Origin of the sequence: Pantoea sp. JV6, assembly GCF_025910055.1 — a bacterium.
GTDB classification, from domain to species: Bacteria; Pseudomonadota; Gammaproteobacteria; order Enterobacterales; family Enterobacteriaceae; genus Pantoea; species Pantoea agglomerans.
Genome location: NZ_JAPCIM010000004.1, coordinates 121,885 through 141,476 on the forward strand (window position 1 = coordinate 121,885; position 19,592 = coordinate 141,476).

Here is a 19,592-nt window from a genome sequence, read left to right on the forward strand (position 1 = left end):
AGTGGGCAATTTAGTCGGTATTCTGAGGGGAGTTAATTTTTTTCGGCGCGGATTTTCGCAAAATATAGCGAGGACGATTTTTGGTTTCCATGTAAATGCGGCCGATATATTCACCCAGCACGCCAATCCCAATAAGCTGAACGCCACCAAGAAACAGCACGGAAACCAGAATAGAGGGGTAGCCTGGCACCGGGTTACCAAACAGCAACTTATCCAGGATCATCCAGAGTCCATATAGAAAAGCTAGCGAGGCCACCAGAAAACCCAGATATGACCAGATGCGAAGTGGAACCGTAGAGAATGAGGTCAGTCCCTCCAGCGCAAGATTCCACAGCTTCCAGCCGCCGAATTTACTGTGGCCCGCGATCCGCTCAGTACGAACATATTCTACGATATCAGTCTTTCCGCCGACCCAACTCAGAATCCCCTTCATAAAGAGATTCTTCTCGGGCAGCAGCTTAATATTCTCGACAACTTCACGCGACATCAGCCGGAAATCACCGACATTCTCTTCTATCTGCGGATGGCTGATGCTGTTATGCAGTTTGTAAAACCAGCGGGCGGTTTTGCGTTTGAAGTGGCCATCGGCACTTCTGTCCATCCGCTTGGCAAGAACAATATCAGCACCCGCCAGCCACTTGTTGATCATCTCAGGGATAACAGTGATGGGGTCCTGTAAATCCACATCAATCGGGATAACGGCATCGCCGGTTGCGGCTTCCAGGCCGGCAAACAGCGCGGGTTCCTTGCCGAAATTACGAATAAACGACAGGCTACGTACCAGCGGATCGCTCTGACTCAGTTGGGTAATCAGCGCATGCGTTGCATCTGTGCTGCCATCATCAACAAAAACAATCTCAACCTGCCAGGCTGCCAGCGCTTCATATTTTCTGACCGCGTCATAAAAAAGAGGGATGACCTCCTCTTCATTAAATACCGGTACCACCAGAGAGATTTTCATTATTCTCCTTTAAATACGATAAAGCGGGAAAAAAGAAAGCCACACGCCAGACTGATAGCCGATGAGGTGATCAGCGTAATAATCGGATAGAGGCCGAATCGATCAGCCAGATAACCGACGCTGAATGCCATCGCGCCCATAAAAACGACGTAAAGAATATATCGCCACGCTGTCGCCTGCTGGTTAAATGTCCAGCGCGCATTAACAAAGAAAGAGAAGGTAACGGCCAGGCAAAAAGCAATCAGGTTCGCGGTCGACTGGAACAGCCCCAGACTGAGGCAGATAAAAAAGGTCACCCAATGAATCAGGGTATTTACCAGACCCACAGTCAGATATTTTGCGAAGAAAGTCAGCATTTTATAATCATTTCTAATCGGTTGGGAAAAATATACAGCAATCCGCCTGCAATCAACAGTCTGGTGCTGACAAAGGCTGACAATCAGTTGGGGCTCGGCTGATCCAGCAGGGCAGTACAAAAGTCCGCCATACGCGTCGGAGCTGTCAACTTTTCCTGACAGATCCCTTTCTGCAGGTGCGCGACTTAGCGTATTATTGTCTTATCTGAACCTGATTAAGGCGAACGCAATGCGTCTGGAAGTGTTCTGTCAGGACCGACTCGGTCTGACGCGTGAACTGCTCGATCTGCTGGTGGCACGCAACATTGATTTACGCGGTATCGAAATCACGGCGCTGGGCCGCATCTACCTGAACTTTTCTGCACTGGAATTTGACGCCTTCAGCAATCTGATGGCGGAAATCCGGCGTACACCGGGCGTAACAGATGTGCGCACGGTAGCGTACATGCCCTCTGAACGCGAGCATCGTGCACTGAGCGCCCTGTTGGTGGCGATGCCGGATCCGGTTTTCTCCATCGATCTGAAAAGCAAGGTTGAACTGGCTAATCCGGCCGCACAGAACCTGTTTAATCTCGATGAAGAGAAGATGCGCAACCTCAGCGCCGGTAACCTGATTAACGGCTTCAACTTCATGCGCTGGCTGGAGAGCGATCGGGTTGAAGCGCAGGCGCAGCATGTGGTCATTGAGGGCCGCGATTTTCTGATGGAAGCGCGTCCTATTTATCTGCCGGGCGAAGAGGGCCAGAACGACAGGCCAGTGGGGGCGATGGTGATGCTGAAGTCGACAGCCCGCATGGGTCGTCAGTTGCAGAATCTGGTGGTCACCGATGAATCGGAGTTTGACCATATCATTGCTGTCACGCCGAAGATGCGTCAGGTGGTGGATCAGGCGCGTAAACTGGCGATGCTCGATGCGCCCTTACTGATCGTTGGCGACACCGGCACCGGGAAAGATATGCTGGCACGCGCCTGCCATCTGCGCAGTGCTCGCGGGAAGAATCCCTTCCTGGCGCTGAACTGTGCCTCTCTGCCCGACGACGTCGCCGAAAGCGAGCTGTTTGGTCATGCCGCCGGAGCCTATCCGAATGCGCTGGAAGGCAAGAAAGGCTTTTTTGAGCAGGCTAACGGCGGCTCTGTGCTGCTGGATGAGATTGGTGAGATGTCGCCGAGAATGCAGACCAAGCTGCTGCGTTTTCTCAATGATGGCACCTTCCGCCGCGTCGGTGAAGAGCATGAAGTGCATGTCAATGTGCGGGTAATCTGCGCTACGCAGAAAAACCTGATTGAACTGGTGCAGCGCGGAGAATTCCGCGAGGATCTCTTTTACCGGCTCAATGTGCTGACGTTGCAACTGCCGCCTCTGCGCGATCGTCCGCAGGATATTCTGCCGCTGACCGAGATGTTTGTTGCCCGCTTTGCGGATGAGCAGGGGATGGCGCGTCCGCGACTCTCGCCGCAGCTTAACGCTTTTCTGACTCGCTACGCCTGGCCTGGTAACGTGCGTCAGCTGAAAAATGCGCTTTATCGGGCGTTAACCCAACTGGAAGGTTACGAACTGCGTCCGCAGGATATCGTATTGCCTGAACAGGCACTGGATGTGTCACTGGGCGATGAGGCGCTGGAAGGGACGCTGGATCAGATCACCAGTCGTTTCGAACGGTCGATTCTGACGCGGCTCTATCTCTCCTATCCCAGCACCCGAAAACTGGCAAAACGGCTTGGTGTGTCGCATACGGCGATTGCGAATAAATTGCGGGAGTATGGTCTGGGGCAGAAGCGCACCGAAAGCGAATAAACGGTAAACAGAAGATGGGAAGCGGATAACCTGGTTATCCGCTTTTTTATTACTTCAGCGCGGTCAGCGCAGCGTCATAATCAGGCTCAGTGGTGATTTCATCAACCAGCTGGCTGTAGATCACTTTATCGTTCTCATCCAGCACAATTACGGCACGTGCGGTCAGACCTTCCAGCGCACCATCGGCAATTTCCACGCCATAATCATATTTAAACTCCGAGCCGCGCAGCGTCGACAACGTCACCACGTTGTTCAGGTTTTCTGCGCCACAGAAGCGCGACTGGGCAAACGGCAGATCGGCAGAGATGCATAACACCACGGTGTTATTCAGTTCGCTCGCGGCCTGATTGAATTTGCGCACCGATGAAGCACAGACACCGGTATCAACACTCGGGAAAATGTTCAGAATTTTGCGTTTTCCTGCATACTCAGAGAGCGCGACGTTGACCAGGTTTTTCGCTACCAGCGTGAAAGCTTTGGCTTTATCGCCAGCCTGAGGAAACTGACCAGCAACCGGTACGGCGTTACCCTGAAAATGAACAGTCTGAGACATAGTGATTCCTTTTAATGATAAAAAAGATCTGACACAAAACGGCAAAAGATAGCCGTTGTTTATGACATAAATGTTAAGGGTTTACGAGTTCAATTGTGGAATTTAACGTGGCGGTCTGCCACTGCGTCGCACATTGTGGAGTGGAAATGAGAACGGTAAAAAGTTATCCCGAAGCCTGGCCGTTGCATACGCCGTTTGTCATTGCCCGTGGAACCCGGACTGAAGTCAAAGTGGTGGTGGTTGAAATTGAGGAAGACGGAGTAAAAGGCGTTGGCGAAGCGACGCCTTATGCGCGCTATGGTGAAAGCGAGGCGTCGGTACTGGCGCAAATCGCCGCGCTGCTGCCCGCGCTGCAACAGGGCATGACGCGCGAGGCGTTACAACAGGCGCTGCCAGCCGGGGCGGCGCGCAACGCCATTGACAGCGCTCTGTGGGATCTCGCCGCACATCAGCAGCAGAGAAGCCTCTGGCAGCTTAGCGGCGTAACCGCACCTGAGGATGTGGTGACCGCGCAGACCGTCAGCATTGATACTCCCGAGGCGATGGCCAGCAGCGCGCTGGCGCTGTGGCAGCATGGGGCAACACTACTGAAGATTAAGCTGGATAATAATTTCATTACCGAACGGCTGATGGCGATTCGCGCCGCCGTGCCGGACGCGACCCTGATTGTGGATGCCAATGAATCCTGGCACGCTGAAGGTCTGGCGGCGCGCTGTCAGCTGCTGGCGGACATCAATGTGGCGATGCTGGAACAGCCCCTGCCAGCGGGTGAGGATGCGGCGCTGGAGAACTTTATCCATCCATTACCGATCTGCGCCGATGAGAGCTGTCACACCCGTGACAGCCTGGCGTCGCTGCGAGGCCGTTATGAGATGGTCAATATCAAGCTGGATAAAGCGGGCGGGCTGACCGAGGCGCTGGCGCTGGCCGATGCGGCTCAGCAGCAGGGGTTTGCGGTCATGCTCGGCTGCATGCTCTGCACCTCGCGGGCTATACGCGCCGCACTGCCGCTGGTGCCGCAGACTCGCTTTGCCGATCTCGACGGGCCGACCTGGCTGGCGGTGGATGCAGAACCGGCGATTAAAGTGCGCAACGGTCAGCTGATCATTGCTGCCAGCGCAGCAGATTAACCATCATCTCCAGGTAGGTTTCAGTGGCTTCATCCACTGAAATCACCGGCATTTCAGCAGTCACGCAGGGCAGGCTGAGATCTTTACACCAGCTGCCGAATGAGCCTGGTGTGTCATAACCAACGCTGCTGACCCGCGGAAGGCCGGTGTGGCTGGCCAGCCAACCACCAATCTCTGCCTGATGCGGGTCGTCAATACAGCCCAGCGGTTCATGCCATGAGACGATCCAGCGTGGTTTCAGCTGATGAATCAGCGCGCAGAGCGCCTGGGTTTCCGGTTCAGAAGCCGGATGAGCCCCGGTCGAGAGCGCCACATCACGATCATCGGCAGCGCTGTTCCAGCGATACACCGTCTCGCCTGACTGCCAGTTCGCCGCCGGAAAGTTGCGGTTGAGATCGACGCCGTTAGCGTTCGCGCGCAGTCCGAGCTGACAGCCATCAGGATTGACCGCTAACACCACGTGGTGCCGACGCATTCCATCAGGCAGCGTCCGTAATGCGGCGGAGAGGGTGGCGATGGCCGCATTCTCATCACCGTGAGTGCCTGCCAGAATCAACCCGCTCTCGGGATCGCCCAGCGGCGCCGGAAACCAGAGCAGCGGCGCACCCAGCACTGAGCGGCCATACTGCTGATAGGGGACGTCCAGTTTGCCGCGCAGGGGACGTGGATGGAGTGGCGACATAGTTATTTCCTCAAAGGGTTTTACTAAAAGTAGCGGAAAAGCCGTGTGCGGAAAATAGCTATTTATCTGTCAGCCATTTGCGCTAAAGTGCCCTGCACAAGTTGCATCGGCAACAGACTGATGCAGCGCTTCTTTGGGGTAAAGGAGTGATAATGGTCAAGACCTTTCGCATGACGCTGGCAGCAATCAGCCTGAGCAGCATCATCACACCCGCCATCGCGGCGAATCCACCCGCTGGCGCACAGCTGGCTGAACAGCAGCAGATCGTTCGCCATATTAAAGATGAACCCGCTTCGCTCGATCCGCTTAAAGCGGTAGGACTGCCTGAAATTCAGGTGATACGCGATCTGTTTGAAGGGCTGACCAATCAGGATGCGCAGGGCAAAATCGTGCCGGGCGTGGCGCAGAGCTGGAGCAGCAGTGATAACAAAACCTGGGTCTTTACGCTGCGTAATAACGCGCGCTGGTCGAACGGTGATCCGGTCACGGCTCAGGATTTTGTCTACAGCTGGCAGCGCCTGGTCGATCCAAAAAACAGTTCAGCCTTTGCCTGGTTCGCGGGCTTAAGCGGTATTCAAAATGCGGCAGCGATTACCAAAGGCGAAATGACGCCCGACAAGCTGGGTGTGGTCGCCCAGAGTAAAAACCAGCTGAAGGTGACGCTGGATCGTCCGGTGCCTTGGTTCCCGGCGCTGGTGGCTAACGTGGCGCTTTTCCCGGTGCCGCAGAAAATTATTGCGCAACAGGGTGACAGCTGGACGTCACCCGGCAAACTGGTGGGCAACGGGGCCTATCAGCTCAGCGAACGCGTAGTGAACGAAAAAATCGTACTGACACGTAATCCTCACTACTGGGATGATGCCCATTCGGTGCTGACGAAAGTGACTTTCGTGCCGATTAATGAAGAGTCGAGCGCCACTAAACGTTATCGATCCAACGATATTGATATCACCGAATCCTTCCCGAAAAACATGTATGCGCTACTGAAGAAAACCCTGCCCGGAGAGGTCTACACACCTGACCAGTTAGGCACCTACTACTACGCGTTTAACACGCAGAAAGGGCCAACGGCCGATGTGCGGGTTCGCAAAGCGCTCTCCTGGTCTATCGACCGGAAAGTGATTGCTGAAAAAGTGCTGGGCACCGGTGAGAAACCGGCGTGGCACTTTACGCCAGATGTGACAGCAGGCTTTCAGCCACTGCCCACGTTCATGCAACAGCACGATCAGAACAGCCTGAATGCACAGGCCAAATCGCTGCTCGCTGCTGCCGGTTACAGTCCCGGCAAGCCGCTGAAACTCAAACTGCTCTACAACACCTCTGAGAGCCACCAGAAGATTGCGATTGCAGTGGCCTCGATGTGGAAAAAGAACCTCGGTGTGGATGTCACGCTGGAGAACCAGGAGTGGAAAACCTATATCGACAGCCGTAACAGCGGAAACTTCGATGTGATCCGCGCCTCGTGGGTCGGTGACTACAATGAACCCTCCACCTTCCTGAATCTGCTGACGTCGGGCAACAGCAGCAACATCGCGCGCTTTAACAACGCGGATTATGATGCGGTTATCGCCAAAGCCAGCCGGGAGACCAGCGATCAGGTACGTAACAGCGATTACAACCGTGCCGAGCAGATCCTGGCTGAGCAGGCTCCGATCGCCCCCATCTATCAGTACACCAATGGCCGCCTGATTAAACCCTGGGTCAAAGGCTATCCCATCACTAACCCTGAAGATGTCGCCTACAGTCGCGAACTGTGGATTGAAAAGCACTGAGTGCAGGTGGCCGGTCAACCGGCCACCCTCTGACATCTTTCTACACAGCCCGGAGATTGCAACTCAACACCGTCACGCTAGACTGTATCGTATTGATTTTAGTAGTGAGGCGACGGTGTGGACGTAATTGAAGGAAAAGCGTTACAGGTTTCAGATGCCATAATTTCCTGCCAGCTGGATGGCAAGGGCGGGATGATCCCGATTGCTGAAGATGAAGTCATCCAGTGTGAGCAGCCCTGCTGGCTCCATCTGAACTATACCCACCGTAAGAGCGCGGAATGGCTGCAGTCGACGACACAAATCCCTGATGCCGTGCGAGACGCCTTAGCGGGCGACAGTATGCGTCCACGCGTCAGCCGGCTGGGCGACGGCTTTATGATCGTGCTGCGCAGCGTCAACCACAACAGCGATGCGCGTCGCGACCAGCTGGTGGTGATGCGGGTGTTTATCAACGATAAACTCATCGTCTCGACCCGGCGGCGTAAAGTTTCTGCCGTCGATGAAGTCCTCACGGATTTGCAGAATGGTAACGGCCCGATTGACTGCGGCAGCTGGCTGGTCGATATCTGTGATGCCCTGACCGATCACACCAGCGAGTTTATCGAAGATTTACATGACAAAATCATTGAGCTGGAAGATGCGCTGCTTGACCAGCGGATGCCGGCACGAGGCGAACTCGGCCTGCTGCGCAAACAGCTGATTGTGATGCGGCGGTATATGGCACCGCAGCGGGATGTCTATGCGCGGCTGGCCAGTGAAAAACTGGCCTGGATGGATGACACCGAACGGCGCCGGATGCAGGAAATCGCCGATCGGCTGGGACGCGGGCTGGATGATCTGGATGCGGGGGTGGCGCGTACCGCGATTCTGGCTGATGAGGTTGCTTCTGCGATGGCGGAGTCGATGAACCGTCGTACCTATACCATGTCACTGATGGCGATGATTTTTCTGCCAGCCACCTTCCTGACCGGCCTGTTTGGCGTCAACCTGGGCGGTATTCCGGGCGGCGAATGGCGATACGGTTTCTCTATCTTCTGTCTGCTGCTGGTGGCACTGGCCGTCGGGGTAGCAGGGTACCTGCGCAAGCGGCGCTGGCTCTAGCGTTATGCGTAGCGTATCGGTTATCTGCGCTGAAAATCCAGTTAAGGACGCAAAAGCTGATCGACATCAAGAACCCATTGTCGCTGCTGACGCAAACTCTCTCCCGCAGGTGAATGCAACGTCAAGCGATGGGCGTTGCGCTCCATATTGTCTTACTTCCTAATTTAGAATTAATGCATAGCACATTTAATTCGAAACATGCCGGCCCGTGTGCCGGCTTTTTTTTTGCCCGCCTGGCTGTAACGCCGTTCCTTACCTAAGCTTAAAGTCCATTCGCAACAAAAGGAGTACGGCATGAGCGCGATTCTTAACAGCGAGCCGATCCCCACGGATCCGATCCCGATTCCTGAGCCTATTCCTCAGCCACAACCCCAGCCTGATCCGCCGACAGATCCGGAATTTCCGCCGATAATGGATCCACCACCGCATCGCAACATATAAAAAAAGGGCGTGCTGCCATCAGCACGCCCTTAACCTTTCCAGCACTTATTTAATCTGAATCACATCCAGACGCGCGCTGGTATCCGGGGCATCCTCTTCATCAGCCCGCCAGCCAATTGGCTGCAGCGGCAGAGATTCCCGGTCAAAGGCGAGATCCCCGCCGTCAACCACCGCATCGCCATGCTTAATGCCTTTAAAATCGAACAGGTTGATATCCGCCATATGTGACGGCACCACATTCTGCATCGCGCTGAACATGGTTTCGATACGGCCAGGATAGCGCTTATCCCAGTCTCGCAGCATATCGGCCACCACCTGACGCTGCAGGTTCGGCTGAGAACCGCAGAGGTTACACGGAATAATCGGGAACTGACGCGCTTCTGAGAAGCGGATGATATCTTTCTCGCGGCAATAAGCCAGCGGACGGATCACAATCTGCTTGCCATCGTCGCTCATCAGCTTTGGCGGCATGCCTTTCATTTTTCCGCCGTAAAACATGTTCAGGAACAGCGTCTGTAGAATGTCATCGCGATGGTGGCCCAGCGCAATTTTAGTACAGCCCAGCTCAGTCGCGACGCGATAGAGAATGCCACGGCGCAGGCGCGAGCAGAGTGAGCAGGTGGTTTTGCCTTCCGGGATCTTATCTTTGACGATGGAGTAGGTATCTTCTTCGATAATCCGATACTCAACGCCCTGCGACTCAAGATATTCCGGCAGGATATGCTCAGGGAAGCCCGGCTGTTTCTGGTCGAGGTTAACGGCAATCAGGCTGAAGTTGACCGGCGCGCTTTTTTGCAGACTGCGCAAAATTTCCAGCATGGTGTAGCTGTCTTTGCCGCCCGACAGGCAGACCATGATGCGGTCGCCTTCTTCAATCATATTAAAATCTGCAATGGCTTCGCCGACGTTACGACGCAGACGTTTTTGCAGTTTATTGAGGTTGTACTGCTCTTTCTTCGTTACTTCTTGATTTATATCGATCATTTTGGATTTTGCATTGCTTAAGGGGCACCTAAAGGGCAACACGCCCTAGGGAGTGGCGATGAGCATCTTTAAGCTAATCATTGAGCATATAGTACGTTTTACTTTGACAGTTGTCAGTCATAATTACATGATGTTGACATCTTGCCTGAGCGATAAACCTTGAGTACATTTAAGTCAATTGTCTTTTATGAAGCACAATCCTCAAAGTGTTGAAATAATCATCGCTCATCAGACAAACGGAATTCTAACTGCACTTTTCATTATTGCTCATTTTTTCTCAATTGAATAGTTATCTAGGAGTAACATATGAAAGATAAAGATCATAAGGACATGGTAAGAAAATTAAAAAAAAGCTTTGCCAATGGAGAGTTTGAATCCTTTATTACTCATGTCAGGTTTCCTTATTTCAAAAATTTAGAACGTAATGCAAGGATTGATTTTCAATTTCCGATTACTGTACTGGTTGGGCAAAATGGTACCAACAAAAGTTCAGTAATTAAAGCGCTATTTGGATGTCCGAATGGTAAAAACATTACTCGATATTGGTTTACAACTGAAACAGACGTATTTCCTGAGTTGCAGCTTACAGATGGCTCATCTTTAAAACCTAGATATATATATGGTTATAAAAATGAATTTGATAAAGTGGTTGAAATTCTGCAGACCCGGGTAAATGCTACGAAACAAACTTTGGATTATTGGGAGACGAGCAGGCCATTGGTTGGTGATAACATGGAGAGCCAAGCCGAAGTTGCTTTGAAAACGGGAAATGCTACTAGATTTAATAAAATTAAAAAACCATTGGTATTTCTAGACTTTAGATCTGAACTCAGTGCTTATGATAGATGCATGTATCATTCTGATTATAAGGTGCGGAAGAAAAAAAGTGGAAAGTTAATTACTAAGCAAGATTTTATAAGGGGAAAGTCTAAATATATTAAAAAAGCTTTCGATGAAAATCTTAAGTCATTAAAATTGTGGAATAAAGAAACCATTGTTAGAAATATCACCCTAAATCCAAAGATGATTGAAGCAGTATCTTATGTTTTAGGTCGTGATTATCAAAGCATAAGATTCTTGGAGCATCGTTTTTGGGGGGCTAGAGGAGGAACTGCTTTATTATCTACAGACCAACTGAGCTATACAGAAGCATATGCAGGTAGCGGTGAATTTGCTGTAGTTTCTCTTATTATCAGCCTTTTTAATGCAAAGCCTAATTCCCTTGTTCTGTTAGACGAGCCAGAAGTGTCATTACATCCGGGGGCTCAAAAAAGAGCAATGGAAATTATCTTCGAGATAGTCTCCGAAAAGAAGCATCAGGTTGTTATTTCAACACACTCTCCAACCATAGTGAATTTCTTACCTAAAGAATCCATCAAGCTTTTTATATATGATTTGAAAACTGAAACATCCAAAATTGCACAAAATATATCTGCAGACGAAGCGTTTGTCGAACTTGGCCATGATTTGTCTAGTAGAACGATAATTACAGAGGATAAAATTGCGGCAGAATTAGTTAAACGCGCCATAAGGAATGATGGGCGATTGAGAAAATCATTTAACATCATATATATACCTGGTGGTGCTGAAACAATTTTAAGCAAGCATTTGCCTACTTATTCTTTAGTTGACAGGAAGGATATTTTGTTTCTACTCGACGGTGATAAGAATAAGAATTTAAAACCGAAGAAAATTGAAGAGGTTTCTGATCGGGACTTGGTAAAAACAATGAAGGAATATTATGACTGTGAGCTTACAGTTAATGCAAGTGGAAACAGGGATGGAGTAAATAAAGACGAACTTATAAAGAGTCAGCGTGCAGTGCTAGAATATGCCTTCCAAAAGGTTCATTATTTACCTGTGAATACCCCTGAAGAGTTTTTGATATCAGAATGTGAAAATAAACAATATTTATCTATAATCAATGAAAATGAATGGGACTTAGAAGATAAGGACGTCAATAAAAACAAAATAGAATTCTTAAGCCAGAAAATTATTGGCAAAGAAAAAGATGAAATAACAGCCGCAGATGTGTTTGCAGTTCAAAACATTTTGCTTACTACAATTGATTATGAACATGTGGTTTTCAAGCAGATTAGAAAGTCGCTGGCACAAGCTTTAGACCGTGGTATTATTGAATAGATTTCGAAGTGCAGAGGGCATAAAAATGAATAAAATCAAAGTGTTCGATTTTTTTTCAGGTTGCGGCGGAACAAGTCAAGGTTTTCATCAGGCTGGTTTTGATGTGGTTTTTGGGCTCGATTTTGATGCAGACGCAGCCGCTTCATTCAGTGAAAACTTTCCAAATTCAACATTTATTAATGCAGACATAAGAAGTGTAGATGAAAACATATTAGCAAGAATTAAAGAGCAGATTGGGGAGAATTGCCCAGTACTTTTTTCAGGTTGTGCACCTTGTCAACCATACTCAAGACAAAACTCTAATAAAAAGAATGATGATCCCAGATTAGACCTCTTAAAAGAGTTTGCACGATTCGTCATTAAAAATGTTCCAGATTTCGTTTTTGTTGAGAATGTGCCGGGTATGCAAAAATTCGACAGAAGCGAAGGCACTTTTAATGATTTTCTGAAGACGCTAAGTTACCTTGGTTATAGTTTTGATTATAAGGTTCTGCCTGCATCTTGGTATGGAGTGCCTCAAACTAGGGAACGTCTTGTTTTATTAGCTGCAAAAGATTATGAGGTGTCTTTGCCTGATAAAACTCATGGCGATGGTAAAAGTCCTTATTCAACAGTTAGAGACTGGATTAGCCATCTTCCGCCCATTGAGGCAGGAGAGAGTCATGCTCATATTAAAGACCATATTGCGGCAAAACTATCTGAAAAAAACCTCCAACGCATTCGGTGCACCCCTGAAGGTGGTGGGAGGGAATCATGGCCAGCAGAATTATTACTTGAATGCCATAAGAAGCACAAAGGTCATACTGATGTATATGGACGTTTAAGTTGGGACAAACCGGCAAGCGGATTAACTACTAAGTGTATTAGCTATTCTAATGGGCGTTTTGGTCATCCAGATCAAAATAGGGCTTTGACTGTTCGTGAAGCAGCATGTTTACAAACGTTTCCTGATCATTATAAATTTGTAGGAGGAATGCAATCTAAAGCAAGACAAATTGGCAATGCTGTACCGCCAAAAATGTCAGAAGCAATTGGAAAGCACATTCTTCAATTGGTTGAAAAAAGCACAAGAAAATAAATATGAGTAAATAAGACTCGGACTTTTCAGAAATTTTTGATCTTTGACTATCGAGTCTTTTACTCAATTCTTTATTGCGCTGTGTTTTCAAAATACCAATTTTCTGTTGAGCATATCAATTTGCTCGCCATTCAACTCTTCGATCCATGTCGCGTAGATTTCAAAAACCATCTGCGCATTTTCATGCCCCATCTGATTCGCTATAAAAGAGGGGTTTGCACCAGCCGATAACAACCAGCAGGCAAAAGTATGCCGCGTATGGTACGGATTACGGCGGCGAATACCAGCACGTTTTATCGTGGCGTTCCAGCGCGAACCGATACTGGAAAGTGAGTAGAAGGGTTTCTGCACACCCTTTTGCGGTCTGGGAACGAAAACAAACCGAACCTTCTGCTTTTCAGTCGATCCGTACTCTCTATGGTGAAAAGTTATCGTTGTGCGCGGCTGCAGCTCGGTGACCATGCGTTGTGCTTTCAACGCATCAAGCGCAGGCTTCAGGAGTTTAACGGTACGATCACCAGCTCTTGTCTTTGGTGGGCCAAACATTTTGAGCGCAGTCAGATTGCGGCGCACATGTACCGTGCCGTTCTGCAGATCCACATCCTCCCAGGCCAGCGCCGCGATTTCGCCATGGCGCAGCCCAGAATAAATAGCGAACTGCCACATGTTACGGCTCTGGCCGCTCTCAGCAGCCATCAGCTGACCAAATTCGGCCTTGGACAGGGGATCGGGCTTAGTCCGTGACTTCTGCAGTTTCTTAATCCCCTCAAACGGTTTATTGGCAATGTAGCCAGATAAATATGCGAAGCGTAACAGGGCGTTAAGCAGTGACACGTAATTATCAACTGTCCGAACGCTTCTGCCTTTTTTGTTTGAACGTCGTGATTCTTGATAAAGTGTTTCGCCGTCCAGTATCTGTAACCTGTAATTGAGGATGTCGCTATGCCTGATGTCTGCAATAGGCGTGTCAGATCCAACCACATACCTTAAAGTTTTTATCTGCGACAAAGTTTTGCGCACAGTATTCGCAGTGAGTTCTGTTTTTTTAATATTTAACCAGGCTTCGCATAATTCTCCGAAAGTGTTAATGGCAAGGGTCGTTGCCATCCCGGCGTTTTTTCGGGAAGAGGGGAATCGCATCTGGTAATCAAACTCACCCAGATTGATCTCACTTACAATTACTGAGCGTAAGCTGCCGGCCTTACGGATATTGGCAGGAGTGGCGGTCCATCCTTTGAGGACTTCTCTGCAACGTTTACCGCGGTACATAAACCAGATACAGATGCTTTTGCCCCTGATTTCTACGCCTGTAGGTAACATTGCCATTTTTACCAGTCCTGAATATACCTGTTAATTTTTGGGTAGTTGTACCAAATCGTTCGGCCCTTATTTCCCGCATTACCCTTTGGTGAAACGCGCTTGAAATGTACCCCTTCGATCCAGCAGTTTTGCCGGTAGTTCTCAATTTGACGGTCGCTTAAACCAGTCAGGTGCGTAAGTCCTTTTTCAACCACCCATTCAACATTCAAATTAATCTGCGTCATGCGTAACCCATGACCGGCCAACATTATTACAGATTGGCCGGGAAAAAATTGATTCTTAGAAATCACCCAATTTTGCAATAAACCGAATGGCCCAAGCGCTAAGCTAAGTTGCGTCCAGCCGGAAGTTTAGGTATTACTCGCCATCCTTTGGTATTTAATCAACTAATAACGGAACGATGCTATTCAATAGCAGGCGGGCACGTGTGCCTCCTGCGCCCCCACGAAGGCCCGTCTCTTTGTAGTAATACTCTTTGCCACTAACCACCCACGTTGTGGCGCTCTGGTGCAATCTGACCTGTTTTTTTCCGGTGTTCGTGATCACCGTTCCGGTATGCGTTTTAACTGTCATTTTTCACTATCCTTACCGGCGCGGAGCCAAATACAAACCGCACCGTATTCAGTGTCATGTATGGAGCCAACGAACCAGCCGTTACCTTCAGGACTTTCCGGTTGCCATGCAGAGATATCGCACCCATCAACAATGGGATCGATCATATCTTCATCACGGTACTCAACTTTCCACTGCAAACCATGCTCGGACATCCACTGATCAAACTCAGCGGTAGAGATAAATTCAAGACCATCACAGAACGCCAGATAGTCCGGGTGAGACCAATAGCCATATTGGTCGCGTTGAACCTCCAGGGGCTTTAAGCTCATCAAACACTCTCCTTACCGGCGCAGAGTTGGTTGGCGTATGCGACCAGTTCATCGCGTAGCTCAGTGGCGCCCTCGGCACGCAATTCCGCATCCTCATAATTGATATCGTGAACGTCCATGACACAGTCGGTTTCACAAAGTGCGGTGCAGGAATCCAATGCGTCTGAAATGGCCTGAGCCCGAACCGAGTTAAGGAATGTGTCAGTGACGGAGGGTTCCAGAGCGCGGCGTAATACGTCCTGGTACTTTGGCGCGCCGCGCTTATAGCGCCATGCTCTCTCATCAGCACAAATCAGCGTCCAGAGATCGGGCGCGATCGCAAATTCGATAGCCTCACGCATCCGGTTGTTCTGTTGCAGGAGGGCGTCGTAGTCTCTGGCCAGAACGTATTTACCGGTCGGGGATGCTGCGATCGCCGCTGCAGCGATCGGGTTAAAACGTTGTACAGTCATAACGATATTCCTTTAGGGCGGCCATGCGGCCGCCGAAGTTGTTCAGGCAAAAATGTCCTGCAGAGCGATGGTGAAGCGCTGATATTCATCATCCGGAAGAACGTTTTTGCGGTTTTCAATGAGGGTTACCAGCTGCTGGTGTGTTTGTTCGTCCGGCTCTGTGACTGCGTCAAATGCATCACTGATTACCCTGATGGCGCGAAAACCGCTGCGTTTTTTTTGTGCCTTTCCTTTCAGGGTGAAAAGAAGCGAGTTGCCCAGATCTGTTTTGTGAGCGGCGATCCTTTCTTCAACCCTTGCTGCTTCGTCGGGCGTGCTGGCTTCATCAAGCGCCAGACCAAGTGCGGCGGCGAGCTCTTCCGCGCTGATAGTGTTGCCCGCAGGCTCTGGTTCAGCCTGAGAGGTGGCGGTTACCACTGCCGCGATCGGCTCAGCGATCGGCGTAATATCTTTTTCCGGGCGGGCCTCGTTTTCGCCCAGCTCATCAGAGGTGTAAACGCCTGCCAGCACGTCCGGGCAGTAGAGTCGGGTCCAGCGCTTGATGCCCAAGTAGGCCAGCTGCTGGCGGGGATCGCTGGCCCACAGTGTAGAGTTGCGCACTTGGGCCTGACTGAGAAGCAGCTCGAGTACGCGGGGCTCTGTCTCGCCCTTGAGTGTTGCCCAGATTTTTACCCCCACGCCATTTTCATCTGCCAGTGACCAGCCCGGAGCAATGTATTTTTTGTTGTTGGCAGAGGTTTTTTCGACAAATTTCCCGATAACCTTTTCCCACGGCCCGAACCACTCGTAGTGCAGGCGATCTTTTGTCGGTGCCATTCTGTTGATCACCGTGTTCACCAGCTGCGCCTCGTAGCCCAGTGCGTCGCCAACGATATGGGTTTTCTGAGCCACAATGAACGGGTCGATACCCCAGCGGGCGGCCTGCATAACCACGGCCATGCAGGCATCAGGTTTTCCCCGGAAATGGGCCGGGACGATAACGCCGGAGTTGGCCATTACCTTGGATACGATCATCATGCGATCGAACAGTTCGCCGTTCGTCAGAATAGAAATGCTGTCGATGATGTTGGTACCGGTGCTGCTTTTTGTGGTCAGTTCGTTGCTCATGATGCTGCTCCGTTTTCCATCATTACTTTCAGCCGGTCGTACTCGTGGCTGGTCAGGGTGTCATAGATGCTTTCTGTCACCGGTGCCGGCCAGATGCCGGTATCCTTCGCGCGGCGTATGGCGGCCAGCTGCTGACGGTACTCCGCACGTCCCAGCGCCAGTTCGTCTTCGGATGCCTCCACCACGGCAACCCAGTGATAGCCCGGCTCTTTGTTAACGAATATCCAGAAGAACCGGTCAAACATGGCCACGTCGCAGTACATGGCTGCGCTGAGGTGATAGTCGCGCTCCATGATTTCGCGGTGCAGGCGATAGCGCAGATTATCCTGCTTGACCCGCGGCAGGCTGACGGTTTTCACGTCAAAGGCCAGACGTTCACGCCCGTCGTCGATTTCCAGATCGGGCCGTACGCGAACGTCCAGGCCGGTATCGTCATCGATGCCGAAATAACTTACCTCCGTCCGGCGCTGCGGATGCTGCAGCCAGCCTGACGCGACAGAATGGCTGAGCAGGGCAGACTGTATTGCGGTGGCAAGCGAATATTGCTCAGCTGTGATGAGCGTCTTACCGCTGTTCTCTTTTTCCCACAGCGCGCGCAGCTCGTCGGCAAAAACGGTGTCCGGCGCAATCTGTCGCACGATGGCTGCCAGCTCATCCTTACTGCCGCTGGTACCGAATGGCTGGGGTTTAGCCTGTTCTTCAGCAGCCTTTTCAGGCGCGATTTTTTCAAGTTCAGAAAGCAGGTAGTCACGGCTTCCGGCAGTTTTGAGCGGTGCCAGCAGGCTGGCGTTGTATTCCCTGATACATGCCTTCATGGCGGTACCGGTATGCTTCTCACCCTCTGGTATACGCCGGAATGCTTCCGGCAGGCTGGAATAGAGAAAGCCGGTTTCTTCAGCACTGCTGCCCATCGTGAAGGGTTTTGGCAACTGCTGGTTGTGCGCCTCCAGCATGGCTTTAATTTCATCTGTGCTGATTGCCGGCGCCAGAGTGGCGTTGTGCTGCTCAATGATGGCTTTCATCTCAGCCGTGGTGCTGATCGCACCTGCAGGCAGGGAGAAAGGCACCGAAAACTCTGTTGCGAAGTTTTCAGGCTCAAGTGCCAGGGTGTGAACCAGCGTGCCGAGTGTGAGTGCATCGCTGGTGTCGCGGGGAATGGTGCCGGTGATGTGGCGGCCGTGGTAATACATCAGGGAGATACGCGCATCTTTCACCATGCTGCTGCTGATGCCGTTCGCTGCGTGATAGACTTCGTGCGGGATGCCCTCATAGCGTCCGTAGTCGAGCACTGCAGGAAAGGCTGGCGCCGGTGCACTGGTTTCCCTTGGTTCCAGCGTTACCGTTTCCGTTTTTTCGCCCTCAGATGAGGCGTCTGGTGCCAGAAGTGCTTCGATGCCGAATTTCCCGGGTGCAGTTTCGACGATCTGCACACCGTTAATGTTGGCCGCCAGTTGCTCTTCGTGTGCGGTGCTGGTTGACGATTCTGCGGTTTCCCGATAATTCGGTTCGACTGCGGGCGAGTTCTTCAGACTCTGGTATTCATCTTTAGTGATTTCGGTATAACCCTGGCTAAGCAGGTCATGAAGACCTTTTTCTTTATTGGCGCGCTTAACCTCGCCAGCCTCATTGCGAGCATAAAACGGACCAGCGCGCTCTGTTACAGGTGGTACGCTCGCCATGCCCGACGCTGCGCCATCCGGCTTGTCTGTATGCGATTCCACTGTTCCAGCCGGTTGCGCTGCATCAGCCAGTACGTGTTCTTCGCCTGTCGGGTTCTGTTGGGCTTCATTACGCTGCTCTCCTTTTTGAGCTGGCCGGTTTCCGCACGCGATGGCCACAATTTCCGGATCCGGATTCGCATGGTCGGTTTCGGTCAGGGTTTTATTGATGTACGTCTGCAGGGCACCCGGCGTCATGTGGATATCATCAGGCGCGGTTTTGACGGTGTAGATAATCATGGCGCGGGAAAAATCCAGGATGCCGGGCGTTGCGCACATCGCAGCGCTCCAGGCAGGGAAAGGCTTTTCTTTCAGTTTGATGATGTCGCGCGCCCGGTTGATAGTGCCGGTGTGCAGGTTATAAATGTCAAAATCCTGCGAACGGGCGACCAGGCCCAGCGCAATTTCCAGGTTGAGTGACTGAAAGTCGTGATTCAGGCTGGGGTTGCGATCGGTAGGCTCCGCACCGCCTGCTCTGGAACCTGATGCCGTGCGCAGGGTGGTGATGTCTTTACTGTTTTCCTTACGTGCGGCCCGGCGGTCTTTGAGCCATTTTTCGTTGAAGGCTTTCATCATTTGCCAGTTGTCAGCACCGTCAAAGTGATTACCCAGCTCGCTGATGAGTCCGAGCACTGCTTCCGGGTACATGGCGGCAACGCCGGGCGTGCGATACAGGGATTCAGTGATGCTACCCTCTGGCGTGTCGCGCTCGTCGTTTAGCAGATGCAGCGCATCTTTGAGCTGCATGCTGTCAACGTCAGTGGTGCCGTGGCGCACTAGGACCGCCATTTTCTGTTCTGAGGAAAGGGCATCGAAATTTACTGGCTTACTGTCTGCCTGAGGGCGTTCAGCGAAGACATGGTTTTCTTTATCCCAGGGGTATTTTTTCAGAAAATCGGTGCTGAGCACATTCATGGGCGGACGGGGCAGGCCGGGGCGATCTTCGCCGACCAGCGGTTCTGCGTATTGATGAGCGTTGTCCGGGGTAAACTCATCGAGCATGGCCATAGCCTGGGATTTAGCAAGCCATGCCGCACGCGCTTCAACACACGTGGCGTACTCGGGAAGCCCGGATGCGGGATCCTCCGGGCGCAAAAAAACAGAAAAAGTCTGCAT

The 19,592-nt window shown here is 51.2% G+C and carries 17 protein-coding genes; 6 read left to right on the forward strand and 11 right to left on the reverse strand.

Annotated elements, in window-relative coordinates:
- Window positions 1-10: 10 nt before the first annotated feature.
- Together OK412_RS07275 and OK412_RS07280 are read right to left on the reverse strand one after the other, a co-directional pair.
- Window positions 11-961: a glycosyltransferase family 2 protein gene (locus tag OK412_RS07275; RefSeq protein WP_264352926.1), complete on the reverse strand. Its 951-nt coding sequence runs from the start codon at window positions 959-961 to the stop codon at window positions 11-13.
- Window positions 961-1,317 carry a GtrA family protein gene (locus OK412_RS07280; protein ID WP_033769136.1) on the reverse strand — a complete coding sequence of 119 codons (357 nt, stop codon included), beginning with the start codon at window positions 1,315-1,317 and terminating at the stop codon, window positions 961-963. Before OK412_RS07280 ends, OK412_RS07275 begins: the two co-directional genes overlap by 1 nt.
- 229 nt (window positions 1,318-1,546) lie before the next feature.
- Here OK412_RS07280 and tyrR point away from each other — a divergent pair, with 229 nt between their 5' ends.
- A complete protein-coding gene (gene tyrR, locus OK412_RS07285) occupies window positions 1,547-3,112 on the forward strand; it encodes a transcriptional regulator TyrR (protein ID WP_264352927.1) in 1,566 nt (521 codons plus the stop codon).
- Between the two features lie 49 nt (window positions 3,113-3,161).
- On the opposite strand, the gene tpx is transcribed toward tyrR, so the two are convergent.
- On the reverse strand, window positions 3,162-3,665 hold the full coding sequence (gene tpx, locus OK412_RS07290) for a thiol peroxidase (RefSeq protein ID WP_010244619.1): 504 nt from the start codon (window positions 3,663-3,665) through the stop codon (window positions 3,162-3,164).
- A 146-nt stretch (window positions 3,666-3,811) separates the two neighbouring features.
- Here tpx and ycjG point away from each other — a divergent pair, with 146 nt between their 5' ends.
- Window positions 3,812-4,795, forward strand: a complete 984-nt coding sequence (ycjG, locus tag OK412_RS07295) for an L-Ala-D/L-Glu epimerase (RefSeq protein WP_187500075.1) — start codon at window positions 3,812-3,814, stop codon at window positions 4,793-4,795.
- On the opposite strand, the gene mpaA is transcribed toward ycjG, so the two are convergent.
- Window positions 4,770-5,477, reverse strand: coding sequence for a murein tripeptide amidase MpaA (gene mpaA / locus OK412_RS07300; protein WP_187491446.1), 708 nt, complete (start codon window positions 5,475-5,477; stop codon window positions 4,770-4,772). The two genes, ycjG and mpaA, sit on opposite strands and share 26 nt — an antisense overlap.
- A 152-nt stretch (window positions 5,478-5,629) precedes the next feature.
- Here mpaA and OK412_RS07305 point away from each other — a divergent pair, with 152 nt between their 5' ends.
- The gene (locus tag OK412_RS07305; protein WP_264352928.1) at window positions 5,630-7,249 is read left to right on the forward strand and encodes a peptide ABC transporter substrate-binding protein; all 1,620 of its coding nucleotides are present in this window, start codon (window positions 5,630-5,632) and stop codon (window positions 7,247-7,249) included.
- Window positions 7,250-7,366: 117 nt separating this feature from the next.
- Window positions 7,367-8,350 carry a zinc transporter ZntB gene (gene zntB, locus OK412_RS07310; protein ID WP_010244630.1) on the forward strand — a complete coding sequence of 328 codons (984 nt, stop codon included), beginning with the start codon at window positions 7,367-7,369 and terminating at the stop codon, window positions 8,348-8,350.
- Window positions 8,351-8,836: 486 nt separating this feature from the next.
- Here zntB and ttcA read toward each other — a convergent pair whose 3' ends face one another.
- Window positions 8,837-9,775: a tRNA 2-thiocytidine(32) synthetase TtcA gene (gene ttcA / locus OK412_RS07315; RefSeq protein ID WP_264352929.1), complete on the reverse strand. Its 939-nt coding sequence runs from the start codon at window positions 9,773-9,775 to the stop codon at window positions 8,837-8,839.
- A 306-nt stretch (window positions 9,776-10,081) separates the two neighbouring features.
- On the opposite strand from ttcA, the gene OK412_RS07320 reads away from it, so the two are divergent.
- Both OK412_RS07320 and OK412_RS07325 read left to right on the forward strand, forming a co-directional pair.
- Window positions 10,082-11,917 (forward strand): ATP-dependent nuclease, encoded by a 1,836-nt coding sequence (locus tag OK412_RS07320; protein WP_264352930.1) that lies wholly within the window; start codon window positions 10,082-10,084, stop codon window positions 11,915-11,917.
- 25 nt (window positions 11,918-11,942) lie between these two features.
- Window positions 11,943-12,995, forward strand: a complete 1,053-nt coding sequence (locus OK412_RS07325; protein WP_264352931.1) for a DNA cytosine methyltransferase — start codon at window positions 11,943-11,945, stop codon at window positions 12,993-12,995.
- 87 nt (window positions 12,996-13,082) lie between these two features.
- On the opposite strand, the gene OK412_RS07330 is transcribed toward OK412_RS07325, so the two are convergent.
- From OK412_RS07330 to OK412_RS07360, 6 genes are all read right to left on the reverse strand, one after another.
- The gene (locus OK412_RS07330) at window positions 13,083-14,321 is read right to left on the reverse strand and encodes a site-specific integrase (RefSeq protein WP_264352932.1); all 1,239 of its coding nucleotides are present in this window, start codon (window positions 14,319-14,321) and stop codon (window positions 13,083-13,085) included.
- A 2-nt stretch (window positions 14,322-14,323) separates the two neighbouring features.
- Window positions 14,324-14,539 (reverse strand): excisionase family protein, encoded by a 216-nt coding sequence (gene xisR / locus OK412_RS07335; protein WP_264352933.1) that lies wholly within the window; start codon window positions 14,537-14,539, stop codon window positions 14,324-14,326.
- 345 nt (window positions 14,540-14,884) lie between these two features.
- Window positions 14,885-15,199, reverse strand: a complete 315-nt coding sequence (locus tag OK412_RS07345) for a hypothetical protein (protein ID WP_264352935.1) — start codon at window positions 15,197-15,199, stop codon at window positions 14,885-14,887.
- Window positions 15,199-15,651 (reverse strand): hypothetical protein, encoded by a 453-nt coding sequence (locus OK412_RS07350; RefSeq protein WP_264352936.1) that lies wholly within the window; start codon window positions 15,649-15,651, stop codon window positions 15,199-15,201. The genes OK412_RS07345 and OK412_RS07350 overlap by 1 nt, the downstream gene beginning before the upstream one ends.
- Window positions 15,652-15,693: 42 nt before the next feature.
- Window positions 15,694-16,758: a RecT family recombinase gene (locus tag OK412_RS07355; RefSeq protein WP_264352937.1), complete on the reverse strand. Its 1,065-nt coding sequence runs from the start codon at window positions 16,756-16,758 to the stop codon at window positions 15,694-15,696.
- Complete coding sequence (locus OK412_RS07360; protein WP_264352938.1) at window positions 16,755-19,592, reverse strand: PD-(D/E)XK nuclease-like domain-containing protein; 2,838 nt, start codon at window positions 19,590-19,592, stop codon at window positions 16,755-16,757. Before OK412_RS07360 ends, OK412_RS07355 begins: the two co-directional genes overlap by 4 nt.